16 protein-coding genes are annotated in these 20456 nt (G+C 65.6%); 6 read left to right on the top strand and 10 right to left on the bottom strand.

Annotated elements, in window-relative coordinates:
* Positions 1-58: 58 nt before the first annotated feature.
* Entirely contained in the window at positions 59-2416 is a 2358-nt protein-coding gene (locus A0U87_RS16630; protein WP_048938042.1) for an arylsulfatase, read from the bottom strand.
* Between the two features lie 169 nt (positions 2417-2585).
* Here A0U87_RS16630 and A0U87_RS16635 point away from each other — a divergent pair, with 169 nt between their 5' ends.
* A complete protein-coding gene (locus A0U87_RS16635; protein WP_048938043.1) occupies positions 2586-4997 on the top strand; it encodes a ligase-associated DNA damage response DEXH box helicase in 2412 nt (803 codons plus the stop codon).
* 130 nt (positions 4998-5127) lie between these two features.
* Here the strand turns inward: A0U87_RS16635 and A0U87_RS16640 are convergent, their stop codons facing one another.
* From A0U87_RS16640 to gyrB, 4 genes are all read right to left on the bottom strand, one after another.
* Positions 5128-5871 (bottom strand): DJ-1/PfpI family protein, encoded by a 744-nt coding sequence (locus tag A0U87_RS16640; RefSeq protein ID WP_137405742.1) that lies wholly within the window; start codon positions 5869-5871, stop codon positions 5128-5130.
* A 52-nt stretch (positions 5872-5923) separates the two neighbouring features.
* The gene (locus tag A0U87_RS16645) at positions 5924-6427 is read right to left on the bottom strand and encodes a membrane-like protein (RefSeq protein ID WP_234415701.1); all 504 of its coding nucleotides are present in this window, start codon (positions 6425-6427) and stop codon (positions 5924-5926) included.
* An 11-nt stretch (positions 6428-6438) separates the two neighbouring features.
* Positions 6439-6996 carry a DNA-3-methyladenine glycosylase I gene (locus A0U87_RS16650; protein ID WP_048938046.1) on the bottom strand — a complete coding sequence of 186 codons (558 nt, stop codon included), beginning with the start codon at positions 6994-6996 and terminating at the stop codon, positions 6439-6441.
* Positions 6997-7117: 121 nt separating this feature from the next.
* The gene (gene gyrB / locus A0U87_RS16655; RefSeq protein WP_048938047.1) at positions 7118-9625 is read right to left on the bottom strand and encodes a DNA topoisomerase (ATP-hydrolyzing) subunit B; all 2508 of its coding nucleotides are present in this window, start codon (positions 9623-9625) and stop codon (positions 7118-7120) included.
* An 85-nt stretch (positions 9626-9710) separates the two neighbouring features.
* Here gyrB and A0U87_RS16660 point away from each other — a divergent pair, with 85 nt between their 5' ends.
* The gene (locus A0U87_RS16660; RefSeq protein WP_048938048.1) at positions 9711-10190 is read left to right on the top strand and encodes a hypothetical protein; all 480 of its coding nucleotides are present in this window, start codon (positions 9711-9713) and stop codon (positions 10188-10190) included.
* Here A0U87_RS16660 and A0U87_RS16665 read toward each other — a convergent pair whose 3' ends face one another.
* The 3 genes from A0U87_RS16665 to A0U87_RS16675 form a co-directional block, all read right to left on the bottom strand.
* Positions 10191-10697 (bottom strand): DUF1993 domain-containing protein, encoded by a 507-nt coding sequence (locus A0U87_RS16665; RefSeq protein WP_048938049.1) that lies wholly within the window; start codon positions 10695-10697, stop codon positions 10191-10193. It lies immediately after the preceding gene.
* Between the two features lie 16 nt (positions 10698-10713).
* Positions 10714-11907 (bottom strand): hypothetical protein, encoded by a 1194-nt coding sequence (locus A0U87_RS16670; protein WP_122928845.1) that lies wholly within the window; start codon positions 11905-11907, stop codon positions 10714-10716.
* A 154-nt stretch (positions 11908-12061) separates the two neighbouring features.
* The gene (locus A0U87_RS16675; RefSeq protein ID WP_048938064.1) at positions 12062-12667 is read right to left on the bottom strand and encodes a membrane protein; all 606 of its coding nucleotides are present in this window, start codon (positions 12665-12667) and stop codon (positions 12062-12064) included.
* An 88-nt stretch (positions 12668-12755) separates the two neighbouring features.
* Here A0U87_RS16675 and A0U87_RS16680 point away from each other — a divergent pair, with 88 nt between their 5' ends.
* Positions 12756-14219 carry a PLP-dependent aminotransferase family protein gene (locus tag A0U87_RS16680; RefSeq protein ID WP_048938065.1) on the top strand — a complete coding sequence of 488 codons (1464 nt, stop codon included), beginning with the start codon at positions 12756-12758 and terminating at the stop codon, positions 14217-14219.
* Between the two features lie 143 nt (positions 14220-14362).
* On the opposite strand, the gene ppa is transcribed toward A0U87_RS16680, so the two are convergent.
* Positions 14363-14905 (bottom strand): inorganic diphosphatase, encoded by a 543-nt coding sequence (gene ppa, locus A0U87_RS16685; protein ID WP_004209136.1) that lies wholly within the window; start codon positions 14903-14905, stop codon positions 14363-14365.
* Positions 14906-14942: 37 nt separating this feature from the next.
* On the bottom strand, positions 14943-16874 hold the full coding sequence (locus tag A0U87_RS16690; RefSeq protein ID WP_048938050.1) for a M61 family metallopeptidase: 1932 nt from the start codon (positions 16872-16874) through the stop codon (positions 14943-14945).
* 140 nt (positions 16875-17014) lie between these two features.
* Between A0U87_RS16690 and hisS the strand changes: the two genes are divergently transcribed.
* Genes hisS through prmC form a run of 3 tightly spaced genes read left to right on the top strand, consistent with a single transcriptional unit; the run spans position 17015 to position 20186 of the window.
* Positions 17015-18277, top strand: coding sequence for a histidine--tRNA ligase (gene hisS / locus A0U87_RS16695; RefSeq protein ID WP_007703898.1), 1263 nt, complete (start codon positions 17015-17017; stop codon positions 18275-18277).
* Positions 18274-19368 carry a peptide chain release factor 1 gene (prfA, locus tag A0U87_RS16700; RefSeq protein WP_169863384.1) on the top strand — a complete coding sequence of 365 codons (1095 nt, stop codon included), beginning with the start codon at positions 18274-18276 and terminating at the stop codon, positions 19366-19368. Before hisS ends, prfA begins: the two co-directional genes overlap by 4 nt.
* Positions 19365-20186 (top strand): peptide chain release factor N(5)-glutamine methyltransferase, encoded by an 822-nt coding sequence (prmC, locus tag A0U87_RS16705; RefSeq protein WP_048938051.1) that lies wholly within the window; start codon positions 19365-19367, stop codon positions 20184-20186. Before prfA ends, prmC begins: the two co-directional genes overlap by 4 nt.
* The last annotated feature ends 270 nt before the right edge of the window (positions 20187-20456 follow it).

Raw genomic sequence — 20456 nt, forward strand, 5'->3', positions numbered from 1 at the left:
CGGTCCGCCAAGGCACCGGCGCACGGGGCCGCATGTCCCCGTGCGCCGGCATCGCCCCTCATTGCTTGGCGTATTTCGCCTTCAGCGACAGATCATGGTCATGGTGGGATTCGCCGTTGAGGTCGATCCGGACCATTTCGATCGCGCCGGTGAAGGTGCCGCCGGTCGGGCCATAATCTTCCACCACCGGTTCGCCATTGTCGTGGCCGATGTCCATGAAGTCGTCGAAGGAGAAGATGGCCGGCACGGTTTTTTCGATATGCCCCGAGCCGATCGCCTTGCCGTTCGCGGTGAAGGTCACCGTGCCGCCCTTGCCGGCGCCGCCGCCATCATAGGCGAAGTCGAGCAGCAGGTCGTGGCTGCCCTTGCCCAGCGGTTCGTCCGCGCGCACGATGAAGGTTTCCAGCCCCACCCAGTTATGGGCATAGGCGAGCACGCCGTCCTTCATGTAGAAGCTCCAGCCGCCAAACTTGCCGCCCTGGGCGATGATCGCGCCATTGGTCGGCTCCGCGCCCAACTCCACCTTCGCGGTGACGGTGAAATTGGTGTTCTTGACGTTCGGGACCGTATTCTCGTTCATCCGGGTCATCCCCGGCAGGAAGGTCATGGAGGTGCGGCCGTTGAGCAGGTCCGGCCGGCCGGCGACGCGGGCGTCGAAGCGTTCGCGCTGGCGCGGGTCGAGCGGCAGGACATTATATTTGGCCGCCTCGATCAGGAAACGGTCCTGCAGCTTGCGCAGCATGTCGGGATTCTGGTCGGCGATATTATGCGCCTGGGTCCAGTCGTCGGGGCCGTACAGTTCCCATATGTCATCCTCGATCTCGCCCACCGTCTCGCGCTTGTCGGGCCAGGGCAGGCGGTGCATCGTCATGGCGGTCCAGCCGTCATGATAGATGCCGCGATTGCAGCCGATCTCGAAATATTGGGTCGTGTGCCGGTCATCCGCCTCGGCCTCGTCGAACAGATAGGCCATGCTGACGCCTTCCAGCGGCTTTTGCTGAATGCCGTTGACGAAATCGGGTTCGGGCACCCCGGCCAGTTCCAGGATGGTCGGCGCGACGTCGATCAGATGGTGGAACTGGTGGCGCAGTTCGCCCTTGGCCTTGATCTTCTCGGGCCAGCGCATCGTCATGCCGACGCGGGTGCCGCCCCAGTGGGACGCGACGATCTTGCTCCACTGATAGGGGGCGTTCATCGCATGGGCCCAGCCCGAGGGCATATGGTTGAAGGAATTGGGCCCGCCAATCTCGTCGAGCCGCGGCAGGATGTCCGCCGTCGTCATGCCGATGCTGTTCTGGTACGCCAGTTCGTTGAAGGTGCCGTAAGGCCCCGCCTCCGCGGACGCGCCATTGTCGCCCAGGATATAGATGACCAGCGTGTCTTCCAGCACGCCGCGTGCCTCCAGCGTGTCGAGCAGGCGGCCGACATGATGGTCGGTATGGGTGGCGAAGGCCGCATAGGTTTCGGCCAGGCGGCAGGAAACCTTGCGATCATCGTCGGTCAGTTCGTCCCATTCGGGCAGCCATTCGGTCGGCGCGGTCAGTTCCGCATCCTTGGGGATGACGCCCAGTTCCTTCTGCTTTGCGAAGGTGATCTCCCGCTGCTTGTTATAGCCATGGTCGAACTTGCCCTTGTACTTGTCGACCCATTCCTTGGGTACATGGTGCGGCGCATGGGTGGCGCCGAAGGAGAGATAGGCGAACCAGGGCTTGTCGGGGGTGAAGGTCTGCAACGATCCGGTCCAGTTGAGCACCTGATCGACCAGATCCTCGGTCAGGTGATAGCCTTCCTCGATGCTCTTGGGCGGCTCGATCGGGGTCACGCCATCGACCAGCGGCGGGGCATATTGATTGGTGTCGCCGCCTAGGAAGCCATAGAATTTCTCGAACCCGTCGCCGATCGGCCAATGGTCGAACGGGCCGGACGGGCTGGTTTCCCAGGTCGGTGTCTGGTGCATCTTGCCAAAGGCGCCGGTGCTGTAGCCATTATATTTGAGAATCTGGGCGACGGTCGCGCAGGTATCCGGGCGCAGGCCGGTATTGCCCGGCATGGCGGTCGCCACTTCGGTGACGCCGCCCATGTTCACCGTATGATGATTGCGCCCGCACAGCAGCGCCTGGCGCGAGGGCGAGCAGAGGGCGGTCGTATGGAAACGGGTGAAGCGGATCCCTTCCTTCCCGACTCGTTCGGCCGTCGGCATGAGGCAGGGGCCGCCAAAGGCGCTGCTGGCGCCGAAGCCCATGTCGTCGATCAGCACGATCAGCACATTGGGCGCGCCGGCCGGCGGGCGCAGAAACTCCTTGGCCGGCGGGCTCTGCGCCTCCTTGGCGTTCATCGGCGTGTCGTGCGGCGGCACGCGCTCCGGGATCGGCAGGACATAGCGATTGAGTTCGGGCGGGCTCTTGCGGGTCGACATGCTGCTATCCTCGTTCGCGATGGACGTGATGGAACGAAGCCTAGTCGGGGCGGCCATATTGGCTATTGGGGTTTCCCCCGATGCCCGGTGCCCGGTGCCTGATGTCCGGTGCGCGGTTGGACGCATGCGCCACTTCCCCCCATCCGCCACAGCCCCTACATCTCCCCCAATGCCGCCGGTTCTTCCCTCCATCCTCACCGACTGGTTCGCATCGCGCGGCTGGCGGGTGCGGCGGCATCAGAGTGACATGCTGGCGGCGGCGCAGCGGGGGGAGCATGCGCTGCTGGTCGCGCCGACCGGGGCGGGGAAGACGCTGGCCGGCTTCCTGCCGACGCTCGCCGATCTGATCGCCAATCCCGCCGACGGGCTGCACACCCTCTATGTCTCGCCCTTGAAGGCGCTTGCGGTCGATGTACGGCGCAACCTGCTGACGCCGATCGAGGAAATGGGGCTACCCATCCGGGTGGAGACCCGCACCGGCGATACCCCGTCGGATCGCAAGGCGCGGCAGCGGGTGCGGCCGCCGCACATCTTGCTGACCACGCCCGAATCCCTGTCGCTGCTGCTGAGCTATCCCGACGCGGCGCTGCTGTTCGAGCATCTGCGCACCGTCATCGTCGATGAGGTCCATGCCTTTGCCACGCAGAAGCGCGGTGATCTGCTTAACCTGTCGATGGCGCGGTTGCAGGCGATCAATCCCGGTCTGCGCCGGGTGGCGCTGTCGGCGACGGTGGCCGATGTCGATGCCTATCGCGCCTGGCTGGCGCCCGATGGCGATATCGATGCGGTGACGCCGGTGCTGGGGGAGGCGGGGGCGGAGCCCGACGTCACCATCCTGATCCCGGAGGGGCGGGTGCCCTGGTCGGGCCATTCGGGCAAATATGCCGCCAGCCAGGTGATGGCGGAGATCGCGGCGCGGCAGACGACCCTGGTCTTCTGCAACACGCGCGGCCTGGCCGAGCTGATCTTCCAGGAATTATGGTCGGTCAATGACGCGAACCTGCCGATCGCCATCCATCATGGCAGCCTGTCGATCGAGGCGCGGCGCAAGGTCGAATCGGCGATGGCGGCGGGCAAGCTGCGCGCGCTGGTGGCGACCGCTTCGCTGGACCTCGGTGTCGACTGGGGCAATGTCGACTGCGTGATCCAGATGGGCGCGCCCAAGGGCAGCTCGCGCCTGCTCCAGCGCATTGGCCGCGCCAATCACCGGCTCGACATGGCGTCGGAGGCGATCCTGATCCCCGGCAATCGCTTCGAATATCTGGAGGCGCGGGCGGCATTGGACGCGGTCGAGGCGGGGGAACGGGACGCCGATGATTTCCGCCCCGGCGCGCTCGACGTGCTGGCCCAGCATGTGATGGCGATCGCCTGTGCCGGGCCGTTCCGCGAGGAAGAATTGCTGGCCGAAATCCGCTCCGCCACCCCCTATAGCGCGCTGACCGACGAGGGCTTTGCCCATGTCCTGCATTTCATCGAGGGCGGCGGCTATGCGCTGCGCGCCTATGACCGGTTCAAGCGGCTGGTGCGGGAGGCCGACGGCACATGGCGGGTGTCGCACCCCAAGTTCATCCAGCAGCACCGGATGAATGCCGGCATCATCGTCGATCAGCCGGCGCTGGCGGTGCGCTTCGCCAATGGGCGCAAGCTCGGCACGGTGGAGGAAGGGTTTGCCGCCACCTTGCGGCCGGGCGACAGTTTCTTCTTCTCCGGCATGGCGCTGGAGGTGGTGCGGATGGACACCAGCGACCTGGTCGTCCGCGCCACGAGCAAGAGTGCGCGCATCCCCAGCTGGGGCGGCACCCGCATGGCGATGTCGACCCGGCTGGCCGACCGGGTGCGCCATTTCCTGGCCGAACCCGACGCCTGGCACCGCTTCCCCGACGATGTGCGCGAATGGCTGGAAGTGCAGCGGACCCGTTCCGCCCTGCCGCAACCGGGGCAGCTGCTGGTCGAGACCTTCCCGCATGAGGGGCGCCATTATATGGTCTGCTACAGTTTCGAGGGCTGGAACGCGCACCAGTCGCTCGGCATGTTGCTGACCCGGCGGATGGACGCGCAGGGGCTGATGCCGCTGGGCTTCGTGTCGAACGATTATGCGCTGGCGGTCTATGGGCTCAAGCCCGTGACCGATCCGCAGAGCCTGTTTTCCGCCGATATCCTCGACCATGAATTTGTCGAATGGGTCGAGCAGTCGAGCCTATTGAAGCGCGCCTTCCGCGATGTCGCCGTGATTTCCGGCCTGATCGAGCGGCAGCATCCCGGCAAGCGCAAGACCGGGCGGCAGGTGACCTTCTCCACCGACCTCATCTATGATGTGCTGCGCAAATATCAGCCCGACCATCTGCTGCTGAAGGCCGCCTGGGCCGATGCCCGCGCACGGATGACCGATGTCGGGCGGCTGGGCGACCTCATTGACCGGGCGGCATCGACCATGCTGCATGTGCCGCTCGACCGGGTCAGCCCGCTCGCGGTGCCGCTACTGATCCTGATCGGCCGCGAACAGGTGGCGCAGCGCGATGCCGAGGACGCGCTGCTGATCGAGGCCGAGGCGCTGGTGGCGGAGGCCATGCGCGCGGATTGAGGGGGGCGACCGTCCCAACACCGTTCGCCCTGAGCGAAGTCGAAGGGCTCGCCCGACCGAAGGGAGGGCACTTCGCTCCGCTCAGTGATGGGCTTCGACTTCGCTCAGCCCGAACGGAATGGAAGATGGCTTACCCCGGCAACCCGTTCAGCTTGGCAAAGGGATCGTCGCTGGCATCCTCCTGCCAGCGATACTCCGTGCGGTTGGCGACCCAGCGGGCCATCTCCTTGCCATAGAGTTTGGCGATCAGGCCCAGCGCCATGTCGGTTCCCGCCGAAATGCCGGAGGAGGAGATATATTTGCCATCCTCCACCCAGCGGGCATGGGGGATCCAGGCGACCTTGGCCCCCTGCGCCGTCGCCCAGGCCCAGGCCATCTTGTTGCTGGTCGCCTTCACCCCGTCGATCAGCCCGGTCTTCGCCAGCAGGCCGGAGCCCGTGCAGATCGTGGCGACCTGCGGCGTATCCTGCGCCAGCGTGCGGACGGCGGCGAGGAAATCGGGGTTGTTCACTTCCCGCCGGGTGCCAAGGCCGCCGGGGATCATCACGATGTCGAGTTTGGGGGCATCGGCAAAGCCATGATCGGCGATCGTCTGCGGCCCGGCGCCGCTGCGCACCGGTCCGGCCTTGTCGGCGATCATGACGATCTCGACCCGGTCCTTGAGCATCCCGAACATTTCCAGCGGCCCAAACACGTCGAGCAGCTCGAACCCCTCGAACAACACCATGCCCAGCTTCTTCTTCGGCCCGCTCGGCGGCACTGGCGGCTGCACGGAATGTTGCGCGGAGACAGTCGTGCCGGTCGCGGCGAGCGCGATTCCGGCGGTCAGGAGAAAGTTGCGCCGCGCAACATCGGCTTTGGGCTGGTCGCTCATCGTCACATGCTCCCTGTTTGCGGGGTTAGACGAGCGATGGCGGCGATCCCGCCTATTCGCCGCCGTCCTTGATGCCGCCGCAGCCCTTCAGCACGCCTTCGCCGAAGGAAAGCTGCACCCGGTCGGACCAGATGGCGTCGCTCATCCCGTCGTTGCACGGCCCTTCGGTGACGGTCATGGCAAAGCCATCGCCCATGAAGCGGATGGCACGGGGATCATCGGTGCGGGTGACGGGATAGCGCAGCGGACGATGATCGGGCCGCTGCAAGGTCGCGACCGATCCGGTGACGATCACCGCCCAGAAAGGCTCGGTACCGATCGCGCGATACTCCTCAGGGGGAGGAGGGGGAGGCGGTGTTTCACGGGAAACAGCGGCGGGCGCCGGTTGCGCAGCCGGGGCAGGGGCCGGTTCGGGCGTGGCGCTCTCATTGGCGACGATCGCCTGATTGAGGGCAGGGGCCGCGTTGGCGATCGCATTGTCGGCGCGATTGTCGACCCTGTTCGGCGGCACCGGATCACCCGAGCAGGCGGTGAGGGCCAGCAGCCCTGTCAACATCGCCGTCATCTTCACGGGCCGGTCCGCCGGAAACAATGGGCCGCATGATCGTCGACCATGCCAATCGCCTGCATCCAGGCATAGACGATGGTCGGCCCGACGAATTTGAAGCCGCGCTTCTTGAGATCCTTGGAGATCGCCTCCGACAGCGGCGTCCGGGTCGGGAAGCTCTGGCCGTCGCCGATGATCGGCCCGTCGGGCGCGAAGGACCAGACATAGGCAGCGAAATCCTCGCCGGCGTCGCGCATCGCGCGATAGATTTGCGCGCCCTTGATCGTCGCCTCGATCTTGGCGCGGGCGCGGACGATGCCGGGATCGGCCATCAGCCGTTCGACATCGTCGGGACCGAAGGCGCCGACCTTGTCCGGATCGAAGCCTGCAAAGGCGGCGCGAAACCCCTCGCGCTTGCGCAATATGGTGATCCAGCTGAGCCCGGCCTGGAACCCCTCCAGCATCAGCATTTCCCACAGCATGCGCGAATCATGCTGTGGCACGCCCCATTCCGCGTCGTGATAATCCCGGTAGAGCGGGTCCGGTCCCACCCAGCTGCAGCGTGGCAGATCGGTCATAGGTTTTGGGTGCGCCTGACGGCGCACGGCGCCGCACCGGCCCGCGCCCCCACCCGGCCGCCCAAGAGATTATCCTGATTGGGTGGCCGGGTGGGGGTGCGGGCGGGCATCGTCATCCTTATCAGACGTCCAGGTTGGCGACGTTCAGCGCATTGTCCTGGATGAATTCGCGGCGCGGTTCGACCACGTCGCCCATCAGCTTGGTGAAGATTTCGTCGGCGACGTCGGCCTGTTCCACCTCGACGCGCAGCATCGAGCGATTGTCCGGGTCCAGCGTGGTTTCCCACAGCTGTTCCGCGTTCATTTCGCCCAGACCCTTGTAGCGCTGGATCGACAGGCCCTTGCGGCCGGCCGACAGGATCGCTTCCAGCAATTCGCTGGGGCGCGAGATGTTGACGCCCTTGGCCGACACCGCGGGCAGTTCGTCCTCGCCCAGGTCATCCTGCGCGGCGACGGCCTTGGCCGAGACCAGGCGGCTGCCCTTCTGATAGCTTTCGGCTTCTTCGCTGGCGGTGCCGTGCAGCTTGCGCGCTTCGGCCGAGCCCAGGAAGCCATGTTCGATGACATGATGGTCGGTCACGCCGCGCCACAGCCGTTCGAAATGGAAGCCGCCGCCTTCGGCGATGCGGCCGGTCCACTTGCCCTCGGGATCATGCGAGGCGATCCAGGCGACCGCCGTGGCCAGCCGCTCTGCCAGCTGTGCTTCGGACAGTTCGGGATCGAGCGCGCCGGTCAGGCCCAGCGCCTCGATGATCGCCGGGTCGTAGCGACGCGGCACATAGCGCATCACCGCGCGCATGCGGCGGGCATGGTCGATCAGGCTGCGCAGATCGTCGCCGGTGCGGGCGCCGCCGGTGGTTTCCAGCGCCATCGTGTCAACGCCATTGTCGACCAGATATTGCTCCAGCGCGGCTTCGTCCTTCAGATAGACTTCGGACCGGCCCCGGCTCGCCTTGTAGAGCGGCGGCTGGGCGATGAAGAGATGGCCCGCCTCGATGATCTGCGGCATCTGGCGATAGAAGAAGGTCAGCAGCAGCGTGCGGATATGCGCGCCGTCGACGTCGGCGTCGGTCATGATGACGATCTTGTGGTAGCGCAGCTTGTCCAGGTTGAAATCGTCGCGAATGCCGGTGCCCATCGCCTGGATCAGCGTGCCGACTTCCTTGGACGAGAGCATCTTGTCAAACCGCGCGCGCTCGACGTTCAGGATCTTGCCCTTCAGCGGCAGGATCGCCTGATTGTGGCGGTTGCGGCCCTGCTTGGCCGAACCACCGGCCGAGTCACCCTCGACCAGGAAGAGTTCGGACTTGGCGGGGTCGCGCTCCTGACAGTCGGCCAGCTTGCCGGGCAGCGAGGCGATGTCCATCGCGCCCTTGCGGCGGGTCAGTTCGCGCGCGCGCTTGGCCGCTTCACGGGCGGCGGCGGCGTCGATCACCTTTTGGACGATCATCTTGCCATGGCCGGGATTTTCTTCCAGCCATTCGGCCATCTTGTCGGCCATCAGGCTTTCGAGCGGCTGGCGCACTTCGGAGCTGACCAGCTTGTCCTTGGTCTGCGAGCTGAATTTGGGATCGGGCAGCTTGACCGAGACGATCGCGGTCAGGCCTTCGCGCATATCCTCACCGGTGAGGCTCACCTTCTCCTTCTTCAGCAGGCCGGTCTTTTCGGCATAGCTGTTGAGGGTCCGGGTCAGTGCCGCGCGGAAGGCGGCCAAGTGCGTGCCGCCATCGCGCTGCGGGATGTTGTTGGTGAAGCAGAGGACGTTCTCATAATAGGAATCGTTCCACTCCAGCGCGACGTCGATGGTCACGTCGTCGCGGGTGCCGGCGATCGCGATCGGATCGGGCATCAGCGCATTCTTGTTGCGGTCGAGATATTTGACGAAGGCCGCGATGCCGCCCTCATAATAAAGCTCGACTTCCTTCTTTTCCTCATGGCGCGCATCGACCAGGAACAGGCGCACGCCGCTGTTGAGGAAAGCCAGCTCGCGATAGCGATGCTCCAGCTTGTCGAAATCATATTCGGTCTGGTTCTTGAACGTGCCGCCATCGCCCGGCACCTTCTCGGTCGAGGCAAGGAAGGTCACGCGCGTGCCCTTCTTCCCCTCGGGCGCATCGCCGATCACCTTGAGCGGCGCGGTGGCATCGCCATAGGCGAAGCGCATCCAATGTTCCTTGCCGTCACGCCAGATGTTGAGGTCCAGCCATTCGGACAGGGCGTTCACCACCGATACGCCCACGCCGTGCAGGCCGCCCGATACCTTATAGGCATTGTCGTCCGACGTGTTCTCGAACTTGCCGCCCGCGTGCAGCTGGGTCATGATGACCTCGGCCGCCGACACGCCTTCTTCCTTGTGGATGCCGGTCGGGATGCCGCGGCCATTATCCTCGACGCTGACGCTGTTGTCGGGGTTGAGCGTGATGACGATCCGGTCGCAATGACCGGCCAGCGCCTCGTCGATCGCATTGTCGCTGACCTCGAACACCATATGGTGCAGGCCCGACCCGTCGTCGGTGTCGCCGATATACATGCCGGGCCGCTTGCGCACGGCGTCGAGGCCTTTCAGCACCTTGATGCTGTCGGCGCCATATTCATTGCTGTTGGGGCTGTTCTGCTGTTCGTCGCTCATACCCAGCATATAGGGAATGGCGCCTCGAAACTAAAGCGAAACATGGCGTCTTCCACCCGGCTTTGGGGCGGTTTATCAGGCGCTCATGCGTGTTGTCCCGATCCTTGCCCTGATGCTGCTTTCCGCCTGCTCGCGCAGCAGTGAAGTGGCCGACGAATTGCCCAACAGCTCGCTGGCCGGCGCCCCGCGCGAGGCGATGCCCGAAACCCGGATCGAGGCGACCCTGGCCCGGCCGGTGACGATCGGCGAGGATGGCCCCCGGCTCGACGCCTGCGGCGCGATGGGGCAGGCGACCCGTGTCGGGCCGCAGGGATTGAGCGTCCGGTCCGCCCCCTTTGCCGAGGCGAAGGCGCTGGCCCAGCTCGCCGAAGGCGCACGGGTGCATGTCTGCACCCGCAGCATCGACCAGAAATGGCTGGGCGTGGTGATCCCGCCGCCAGTGACCGAAGGCGCGGCACCGACCGATTGCGGCGTGCGCGAACCGGTCGACCGCAAACAGGCCTATGCCGGCCCCTGCACCAGCGGCTGGGTCTCCAGCGCCTATGTCCGGCTGGTGGCCGGCTGATTACAGCCCGCCCAGATAATCCAGCTTGCCCAGCGGCACGCCGGCCTGGCGCAGCAGGGCATAGGCGGTCGTCAGATGGAAATAGAAATTGGGCAGCGAAAAGGTCAGCACATGGCTGCGCCCGGTGGAGGAAAATTCGCCGCGCGAAGTCTTGAGGATGACGGTCGCCTCCTCGCGCCCGTCGATCCGGTCGCGCGGCACCGATTCCAGGAAGGCGATGGTGCGGGCGATGCGATCCTGCAGGTCGGCGAACGTCTCCTCCGTGTCGGGCAGGGGAAAGGGTTCCAGTTCCCCGATGCGGATGACCGCGCCCTTGGCGCTGTCGGTGGCAAGCTGCACCTGCGCGGTCAGCGGGCGCATATCCTCGATCAGGCGGGCGTCGGTCAGCGTGGCGGGATCGATCCCCTGTTCGGCGGCAAAGGCGGCGCCCTTGTCCAGCAGGGTGGAGAGGACGCGCAGGCCACGCAGGAAGGCGGGGACGGTCAGGTCGTAGAGTTCGGTCGCCACGTGAGGAGGATTCCCTTCACTCGATGCCGGTGAAGACCAGCTTCTGCACGCGGCGGCCGGTATTCACCTCGGTCGCATAGATATTGCCGGCGCTGTCGGTATCAATGCTGTGCAGCCAGGTGAATTGCCCCGCCTGTCGCCCGATCCGGCCAAAGGCGCCAAGCACGGCGTGGGTCTTGCGCTCCAGAACCCAGATGCGGCCGTTCATCATGTCGGCGACATAGAGATAGGTCTGTTCCGGATCGGGCGAGAAGGCGATGTCGGTGACCGTGTGGGTGCCGCCGGTTTCCGGCGCGATCGCCAGGTCGCGCACGAAGGTCAGGCCGCCATCCTTTTCGCGCTTGAACAATTGCGCGCGGTTGTTGTTGCGGTCGCAGACATAGAGGTGGCCGTCCTTCGTTGGCACCACGCAATGGACGATGCTGTTGAAGATGGCGGACTTGGGATCGGCGACCCGGCTAGGATCGACGGCATGGCTCTGGTCGAATGTGCCCTGCAGCACCGGTCCGCTCGGCGGCTTGCCATAGGCGCCCCAGCGGCCCTTGTAGCTGTTGGTCCGGTCGTCGAAGCCGATCACCCGGCGGTTCACATAGCCGTCGGATATCAGCACCATGCCGTCGCTGTGATTGACGTCGGACGGGTTGCCGAGTTGGTCGGTCGCATCATTGCCGCCGGTCTTGTCGCGTCGGCCGAAGCTGCGGATATATTTGCCCTCCGGCGTATAGTTCATGACGACATGGTCGCCCTTGCCATTGCCGCCGAACCAGACGCTGCCGGCCTTGTCGACGAAGATGCCGTGCAGGCTGGCAGGCCACTGGTTGACGCCATCGACCGTGGGGGCACTGTCGGTGCCGCCCCATCCGCCCAGATAGCGGCCATCCTGGGCGAAGCGCACCACCGGCGGGGCCGGCTTGCAGCAGACGGCGGTGGCGGGCGATTCGGCGAGGCCCGTGTCGGTCGCGGTCAGGCTGTGCGGGCGATGCACCACCCAGACCGAATCGTCCGGACCGACCGCAACGCCGCTGACCTGGCCCAGCAGCAGGTCATCGGGCATGGCCGGCCAGGCGGCATCCACCTTGAACCGCGGCATCTTGGTGCCGGCGGGTGCGATCTGCTCGAAGGCGAGGGGGGCGAGTGCCTGTTCCGGTGGGGCGGCGGAGGCGGCAACGGCGAAGGGCAGGGTAAGGGCAGCGGCGAGGAAGGCGCGCATCGGCGGGGACTCCTTGATCGTCGGGAATGGCGGAGGCGGGATCATGCCCGACTGCCCGGTCCGGTCAAGGCCGGTCCGGTCAAGGAAGGTGCGACGCATTTTCAACGGGAAAAGGACCGGCCGACGGGTTTCTGTCGGCCGGTCAGGGGGCAACTTATGCCGCGATCGCCGGGCGCTCGGGCGGCGTGATCGTGAAGAAGGGCAGGGCATGGTGGACGATCCAGCCGATCGTCGCGGCATAGACGATGGTGCCGATGCCGACCGTGCCGCCCATCATCCAGCCGGTCGCCAGCACCGCGATCTCGATGCCGGTGCGCACCCATTTGACCGGCCAGCCATTGCGGCGGCACAGGCCCGTCATCAATCCATCGCGCGGACCCGGCCCCAGCCCGGCGCCGATATAGGCGCCACCGGCAATGCCATTGAGCAGGATGCCCGCGCCCAGCCAGGCGGCGCGCATCGCATAGCCGTCCGGCGTCGGCAGATAATGGAGGCTGATGTCCACCGCCGTGCCGATCACCAAAATGTTGCAGACCGTGCCGATCCCCGGCCGCTGCCGCAATGGCCACCAGAGCAGCAGCACGACCGCGCCGACCAGGTTGACCGTCATGCCGAAGCTGAGGCCGAGCTTGGGCGCCAGTCCCTGATGCAGCACATCCCAGGGATCGAGCCCCAGATTGGCGCGCAGCATCAGCGCCATGGCAAAGCCGTAGAGCACAAGGCCCCAGAAGAGCTGGAAGAGGCGGCGGGTCATCATCATGGGCATCAGACCTAGCCAAATTGGCCTTTTACAAAAGGACCAATGGCGCGTAAGTGGCCTTCAAATCTCTCTGATTGGATTGATCGCCATGTCCACTTCCTTCCTTCGGCCTCCCTCGCTGCTGCGGTTGCTGGGCGCCTGGCGCGCGCAGGACAGTGCCGAGCCAGCCTATCGCCAATTGGCGCAGGCGCTGCGGATGCTGGTGCTGGACGGACGGATCGGCCTCAATGTCCGGTTGCCGGGCGAACGGGAACTGGCCGCTGCGCTGGGGCTCAGCCGCACCACCATCGCCGCCGCCTTCGACCGGCTGCGCGACGAGGGCTATCTGGAAAGCCGGCAGGGGTCGGGCAGCGTCACCCGCCTGCCGCCCGGCCGGGTCGAGACCCCGACGCCCGACATCGACGGCGTGACCGGCGACAATCTGCTCAACTGGACCCATGCCGCGCTGCCGGCCGCGCCCGGCGTGGGCCTCGCCTATGCCCATGCGGTCGAGGCGTTGCCGGCCTATCTGGGCGATCTGGGCTATGATCCGCTCGGCCTGCCGGTGCTGCGCCGGGCGATCGCCGCCCATTATGAGCGGCGCGGCTGCCCGACCGATCCCGACCAGATCATGATCACCAATGGCGCGCAGCAGGGTTTCTCGCTGCTGCTGCAATGGCTGGCGGGGCCGGGCGACCGGGCGGTGATCGATCATCCCACCTATCATAATGCGATCCAGGCGTTGCAGCGGGCCAATGTCGTGCCGGTGCCGGTCGGCCTGCCGGTCCATGGCTGGGACATCGATGCGATGGACGCGGCCTTCCGCCAGACCGCGCCGCGCTTCGCCTATATCATCGCCGATTTCCACAATCCCACCGGCCGCAGCATGGACCCGGCGACCCGTCGCGCGCTGGTTTCGGTGGCGATGCGCACCCACACGCCGCTGGTGATCGACGAGACGATGGTGGCGATGGGGCTCGACGGATCGCCGCCGCCGCCGGTCGCCTGCCATGACCCATCCGGCCGCCACGTCATCACCTTGGGATCGGCCAGCAAGATTTTCTGGGGTGGCCTGCGCGTCGGCTGGATCCGCGCCGATCCGCAGACCGTGGCCGCGCTCGGCCGCATACGCACGACGATGGACATGGCCAGCCCCGTGGTCGAGCAGCTCGCCGTCGCCCAGCTGATGGACGCGGACGAAGGGCTGGGCCCGCGCGCGGCGATGCTGCGCGATCGGCGCGACCATCTGCTGGCGCAGCTGGAACAACAGCTGCCGCACTGGCGGGTGGAATCGCCGGCCGGTGGCCTGTCGCTCTGGGCCGAACTGCCCCGCGCGGAGGCGAGCGCGCTCGCCGCATTGGCCGGCAATCATGGCGTGCGCATTGCGGCGGGGCCGCGCTTCGGCGTCAATGGCGCGTTCGAGCGGTTCCTGCGCCTACCCTTCACCCTGCCGCAAGCACAGCTCGACATGGGCGTCGCGCGGCTGGTGGAGGCCGATGCCCGGCTCCATGCCCGCACCCCACGCGGCCGCGATCCGCTGGCCCTCGCCCTGGAGGCCGACCGATTAATCTAGAGCCTGATCGTCTGAGGTGGAAGCGCTTCGCGTTTTCACCGATGGCGTGAATCAGGCTCTAATCTTTAAATCTGACCCATAGAAAAAGGGCCGCGCGGATCATCACCGCGCGGCCCTTTTCTTATGGCCATACCGAGAAGGGCTCAGCCCTTCTTCTTCTCGGCCTGATAGCGTTCGATCGCTTCCAGCGTGATCCGCTTGGCGTCTTCCGCGCCACCCCAGGTGCCGATGCGCACCCACTTGGTCTTTTCCAGATCCTTATAGTGGGTGAAGAAATGCTCGATCTGCTCCATCACGATGGTGGGCAGATCGTCCTTCTCGCCGACATTGTTATAATAGGGGAAGGTCTTGTTGTCCGGCACGCAGACCAGCTTCTCGTCGCCGCCGGCTTCGTCTTCCAGGTTCAGCACGGCGATCGGGCGTGCGCGCACGACCGAGCCGGGCACGAACGGCGAGCGGGCGATGACCAGCGCGTCGAGCGGATCGCCATCGGGCGACAGGGTGTGCGGCACGAAGCCGTAATTCGCCGGATAGCGCATCGGCGTGTGCAGGATGCGATCGACGAACAGCGCGCCCGAGGCCTTGTCGAACTCGTACTTCACGGGTTCGCCGCCAACCGGCACCTCGATGATGACGTTCAGGCTGTTTGGCGGATCTTCGCCGACGGGGATCAGGTCAATATTCATGCATCTTCGCCTTTTATATGCGGTTGCTTGGAAATCTTCAGGTGCGCGGCTGCAGCAGCTTGTCGAGGCTGCCTTCGCCGGTGCCGGTCTTTTCGAGGTGCGGATAGCGCAGGCCATCCGAATAAGCGAGGGTCAGGGTACGATAATATTTGTCCTGCTTTAGGATAAGCTGGATCGGCTTCTTCGCGTCCTTAGCCTCGGTCAGCGCCGTCTTGAATGCGTCGCTCGAATATTCATTGCCGTTCACCGCAATAATCTTCGATCCTACCGCAAGGCCGGCCTTGAATGCTGCGCTGTTCCAGATCACCGCCGCGATATCGCCGTCATTCTTGACCGTCAGACCCACGCCAAAGCTCTGGTCGACCGTCTTCTGCGCACCTTCGGCCGCCTTGGTGATGGCATTGGGCGTATCGGTATAGACCAGCTTGTAGCCGCCAAGGGTAAAGCCGCCCTTGGGCGTTTCCGTGGTGGGGCTGTCGACATATTTGTGGAACAGGCTGGCCCAGTCATAGGGGGCGACGCCGTTCAGCGTGTCGATCACGTCCTGGCGATTATAGACGACCTGGCCCCAGTCGCCCGGCTTGATGCCGAAAAAGGCCTTTGCGAAATCGTCGATGCCCTTGGCGCCCTTGGTCTGCTGGCGCAGGATGCCATCGACCTCCAGCCAGATCATCAGGCCTTCATTATAATAATCCTCCGACCGCTGCCAGTTGGCCCAGCCCTTGGGACGGCGGGCGGAGATGATCGGATCATTGGTCGTGTCCACCATCGGGCGCCATTCGCGGCCGCGCGTGGTGTCCAGTTTCGCTGCGATCTGGGCATAGGCGTCCAGTGTCTCCTGCTTGGAGAACATGCCCGAACGGGCGCCCAGCACATAGCCCCAGAACTGGGTCTGGCCTTCATAGACCCACAGCAGGCTGTCCTGCATCGGCACGTCGAAATTGGGCGTCCACAGCAGGTCGGGGCGGCGGAACTTGCCGTCCCAGCTATGGGTGAATTCATGCGGCAGCAGGTTGCGGTCGAGCAGCGCCTCGCCCGAATCCCACTTCTTGAAATAGCCCGGCTCGACCTGATTCTCGGACGAGCGATGATGCTCCAGGCCAATGCCGCCCATTTCGTCGGTGATCGACAGCAGGAAATCATAATGGTCGAAATGATAGGTGCCGAACGCGGCGCCGGCTTCGGCCACCAGCTTCTTGTGCTTGGCGATCTGGTCGGTGTTGAACACCAGCTCGTCGGCATCGTCGGCAACGATGTTCAGCGTGACGTTATGGCCCAGGTCCACCGCCTTGAAATGGGTGCCGGCAAAGACCGGCGAGTCCTGCAGCGCCTCATAGTCGATCACGTCATAGGCGATGGTGTCGCCGCTGCGCTTGCCGCGCAGCGCGGTCGCCGCCTGCCAGCCGGCGGGATAGGTGACATTGGCCTGCACCGGGATCTGACGGGTATAATAGCCGGCCGGGTAGAGCGAGACATCTTCCCACTGGATATTCTGCATCTTGGGCGTCACGACGACGCGGCCCTGGTTGGTCGCGGTCGCCGACAGGAACTGGAACTGCGCCACGACCTGCTTGGTGCCGGCCGGCACGTCGATCTCGAACGCATAGACGTTGAGCGGATTGCGCTTCCAGCTGATCGGCTTGCCGTCGGCGGTGAAGGTCAGGCCGGTCAGCTTCTCGATCGGGCCGCGCGGGGCATGGTTGCCGGGCAGCCATTCGGGCATCAGCAGGGTCATCGGGCCGCTCGCCGCGACGGGAATGGTTTCCTTCACGCGGAAGATGCGCTGCACCGTGTCGGTGGCGTCGACGTCAAGGCGGATCGTGCCGCCCGGATAGGGGACATCCTTGGGCATCGGCTTGGCGCTGTCGACGGGCAGGGCGGTCGGCTTGGAACGGATGACATCCTGCGCCAGCAACGGGCTGGCAATCGCGGTCGAAAGGCAAAGGGCGGCAGCAAGGCTGCGGATCATGACGGTCTCCAGAAAAGGAACGGGGGCCGGACGGCCCGTCTGTCCCAAGCATGGCGGGGCGAATCGCCCGCGTCCACCCCTTATGCCGCCATAAAAAGCGCGTTTCCTTGGGCCGCGATTATCGTTAAAGGCGCTGCCCCATGGCGAAGATCGAAACGCCGCGCCCGGTGCGCGGAACGCAGGACATGTTGGGCGGCACGGCGGAGGCGTTCCAGGAACGCTTCGCCCATGTCGTCGCCACCTTTGACCGGGTGCGCAAACTCTATGGATTCCAGCGGGTTGAAGTGCCCGTCTTTGAATCGACCGCGGTGTTCGCCCGTTCGCTGGGCGAAAGCACTGACGTCGTGTCGAAGGAAATGTACACGTTCGAGGATCGCGGCGGTGACAGCATCACCCTGCGCCCCGAATTCACCGCCGGCATTTCGCGCGCCTATATTACCGAGGGTTGGCAGCAATATGCGCCGCTGAAGGTCGCGACCCACGGCCCGCTGTTCCGCTATGAGCGCCCGCAAAAGGGCCGCTTCCGCCAGTTTCACCAGCTCGACGCCGAAATCCTGGGCGCGGGCGAGCCGGCAGCCGATGTCGAGCTGCTGGTGCTGGCCGACCAGCTGCTGCGTGAACTGGGCGTGTCGGAAGGCGTGACCCTGAACCTCAACACGCTGGGCGACGCGGAAAGCCGTGAAGCCTGGCGCGCCGCGCTGATCGCCCATTTCGAGGCGCATCGGGGCGAGCTGTCGGAAGAAAGCATCGACCGGCTGGCGAAGAATCCGCTGCGCATTCTCGATTCCAAGGATCCGCGCGACCGCCCGATCGCCGACAGCGCGCCGGACATCGACGCCTATCTGACCGACGAAGCGCGCAGCTTCTTCGACAAGGTGACGAGCGGCCTCGACGCCGCCGGTGTCGCATGGGAGCGTAATTCGCGGCTGGTGCGCGGCCTCGATTATTATCGCCACACCGCGTTCGAGTTCATCACCGATCGCCTCGGCGCACAGGGCACGGTGCTGGGCGGCGGCCGCTATGACGGCCTGATCGAAAATCTGGGCGGTCCGTCGACCCCGGCGGTCGGCTGGGCAGCGGGGATCGAGCGGCTGGCGATGCTGATCGACCAGCCGGCGATCGACAAGCCGCAGATCGTGCTGATCCCGATGGGCGAGGCGGCCGAGGCGAAGGCGACCGGCATCATCGCGGATCTGCGCCGCGCCGGCATCGCCTGCGACATGGGCTATCGCGGCAATATGAAGAAGCGGATGCAGCGCGCCAACGCGTCGGGTGCCGCCTGGGCGATCATCCTGGGCGACGACGAACTGACACGGGGCGAGGCGGCGGTCCGCAATCTGGGCACGGGCGAGCAGCAGGCGGTCGCACTGGATGCGCTGATCGGCACGGTGACGGCGCTCTGATGCACATCTCCGCCGAACGCATCGCGCAGATCGAGGCGCGCCGGGACGAGGTGCAGGCGTCGATGACGCGCGCCGACCTTGCGCCCGATGCGTTCGTGAAACTGTCCAAGGAATATGCCGAGATCGAGCCGGTGGCGCGGGCCGCGCATGAAGTGCGCCGGCTGCGTCAGGAGCTGCGCGCGCTCGAACAGATGGCCGGCGGCGAGGACAGCGACGCCGATCCGCTGATGCGCGAAATGGCGCAGGAGGAAATGCAACTGCTCAAGGGGCAGTTGCCCGATGCAGAGCGCGCGCTGGCGCTACAGTTGCTGCCCAAGGATTCGGCCGATGCCCGCCCGGCGATGCTGGAAATCCGCGCCGGCACCGGCGGGGACGAAGCCGCACTCTTCGCCGGCGACCTCTTCCGCATGTATCAGCGCTATGCCGATACCCAGGGCTGGAAGATGGAGATGATCTCCGCCAACGCCTCGGAACAGGGCGGCTTCAAGGAAGTGGTGGCCAGCATCAATGGCACCGGCGTATTCGCCAAGCTGAAGTTCGAGAGCGGCGTGCATCGCGTCCAGCGCGTGCCGGTCACCGAAAGCGGCGGCCGCATCCACACGTCCGCGGCGACCGTCGCGATTCTGCCCGAGCCGGAGGAGGTCGATGTCCAAATCGCCGATAGCGATCTGAAGATCGACATCTACCGCGCCTCTGGGGCCGGTGGCCAGCACGTCAACACCACCGATTCCGCCGTGCGCATCACCCATTTGCCGACCGGCATCGTCGTGACGCAGCAGGATGAGCGCTCGCAGCACAAGAACAAGGCCAAGGCGATGCAGGTGCTGCGCGCCCGCATCTATGAAGCGGAGCGGGAGCGCACCCAGAGCGAACAGGCCGGCGCGCGCAAGGCGATGGTCGGATCGGGCGACCGGTCGGAGCGCATTCGCACCTATAATTTCCCGCAGGGGCGGGTGACCGACCACCGCATCAACCTGACCCTGCACCGCCTGCCCGAAATCCTGGAAGGGCCGGGCCTTGCCGAAGTGATTGACGCGTTGGTGGCCGAGGATGAGGCCGCGCGCCTCGCCCAGCTGGACGGGGTGGCGTGAGCGTCGCCGATGCGCTGCGCGACGCCACTGTCAGCTTAGCCGCGATCAGCGACACCCCGCGGCTCGACGCCGAACTGCTGATGGCCCATGCGCTGGGCATCGGCCGCAACGACCTGTTGCTGCGCCAGCGCGACCTGTCTGTCCCTGTCACTTTCGCTGTCCATCTGCAGCAGCGGCTGGCCGGCGCACCGATCGCCCATATCCTAGGCAGCCGCGATTTCTGGACGATCAGCCTGACCGTCACCCCCGACGTATTGATCCCGCGCCCGGACAGCGAGACGCTGATCGAGGCGGCGGTCGATCATTTCCGTGACCGGTCGCCCACGACCATATTGGATCTGGGCACCGGATCGGGCGCGCTGCTGCTCGCCGCGCTCGACCAGTGGCCCGATGCGACGGGGCTGGGCATCGACGCCTCGGCCGCCGCGCTGGCGGTGGCGCAGGGCAATGCCGATCGGCTGGGCATGGGGACGCGCGCGCGCTTCCAGCTTGGCGATTGGGCGGCTGGCGTGACCGGACCGTTCGACCTGCTGCTGATCAACCCACCCTATATCGCGACCGACGCGCCGCTCGCCGGCGATGTGCTGCACGACCCGGCCAGCGCCCTGTTCGCCGGCGCCGACGGGCTGGACGATTATCGCCGCATCGTGCCGCAACTGCCCGCACTGATCGCGCCGGGCGGCATGGCCGCGATCGAGATCGGCTATGATCAGGGGGAAAGCGTGTCGGCACTGCTGCTGGCACAGGGGCTGGGCGTCTCGCTGCGCCGCGACCTTGCGGGGCATGATCGCTGCCTCGTCGCCACGCCGGGCGAATAAGAAGGCGGGATTTCACGCCACCACAGCGAAAATTGCTTGGTTTATCGCGTGAATGCCATTACATCGGGATCAGGAAAACCGCTATTCCGGCGACATGGCCTTATCAGGCCATTGATGGATAAGGCATTTTCCTGCTCCTGAAAGTCAAGATGGCGCTGCTGCGCAAGCGCCTCTGGTGGCTGAGGGCGTGGTCCGGTTCGGATCATGTCCGGCGGAGCCACATCCGGCCCCACGGAAGGGGCGGTGCTTGGGGATAGCAGCTGAACAGTG

Source organism: Sphingobium sp. MP9-4, assembly GCF_005281675.1.
GTDB classification, from domain to species: Bacteria; Pseudomonadota; Alphaproteobacteria; order Sphingomonadales; family Sphingomonadaceae; genus Sphingobium; species Sphingobium yanoikuyae.

Excerpts from the sequence above, each read along its gene's own strand:
- A0U87_RS16630 (WP_048938042.1), bottom strand. The coding sequence starts at position 2,416 with ATGTCGACCCGCAAGAGCCCGCCCGAACTCAATCGCTATGTCCTGCCG.
- A0U87_RS16635 (WP_048938043.1), top strand. The coding sequence starts at position 2,586 with ATGCCGCCGGTTCTTCCCTCCATCCTCACCGACTGGTTCGCATCGCGC.
- A0U87_RS16640 (WP_137405742.1), bottom strand. The coding sequence starts at position 5,871 with ATGAGCGACCAGCCCAAAGCCGATGTTGCGCGGCGCAACTTTCTCCTG.
- A0U87_RS16645 (WP_234415701.1), bottom strand. The coding sequence starts at position 6,427 with ATGTTGACAGGGCTGCTGGCCCTCACCGCCTGCTCGGGTGATCCGGTG.
- A0U87_RS16650 (WP_048938046.1), bottom strand. The coding sequence starts at position 6,996 with ATGACCGATCTGCCACGCTGCAGCTGGGTGGGACCGGACCCGCTCTAC.
- gyrB (WP_048938047.1), bottom strand. The coding sequence starts at position 9,625 with ATGAGCGACGAACAGCAGAACAGCCCCAACAGCAATGAATATGGCGCC.
- A0U87_RS16660 (WP_048938048.1), top strand. The coding sequence starts at position 9,711 with ATGCGTGTTGTCCCGATCCTTGCCCTGATGCTGCTTTCCGCCTGCTCG.
- A0U87_RS16670 (WP_122928845.1), bottom strand. The coding sequence starts at position 11,907 with ATGCGCGCCTTCCTCGCCGCTGCCCTTACCCTGCCCTTCGCCGTTGCC.
- A0U87_RS16675 (WP_048938064.1), bottom strand. The coding sequence starts at position 12,667 with ATGATGATGACCCGCCGCCTCTTCCAGCTCTTCTGGGGCCTTGTGCTC.
- A0U87_RS16680 (WP_048938065.1), top strand. The coding sequence starts at position 12,756 with ATGTCCACTTCCTTCCTTCGGCCTCCCTCGCTGCTGCGGTTGCTGGGC.
- ppa (WP_004209136.1), bottom strand. The coding sequence starts at position 14,905 with ATGAATATTGACCTGATCCCCGTCGGCGAAGATCCGCCAAACAGCCTG.
- A0U87_RS16690 (WP_048938050.1), bottom strand. The coding sequence starts at position 16,874 with ATGATCCGCAGCCTTGCTGCCGCCCTTTGCCTTTCGACCGCGATTGCC.
- hisS (WP_007703898.1), top strand. The coding sequence starts at position 17,015 with ATGGCGAAGATCGAAACGCCGCGCCCGGTGCGCGGAACGCAGGACATG.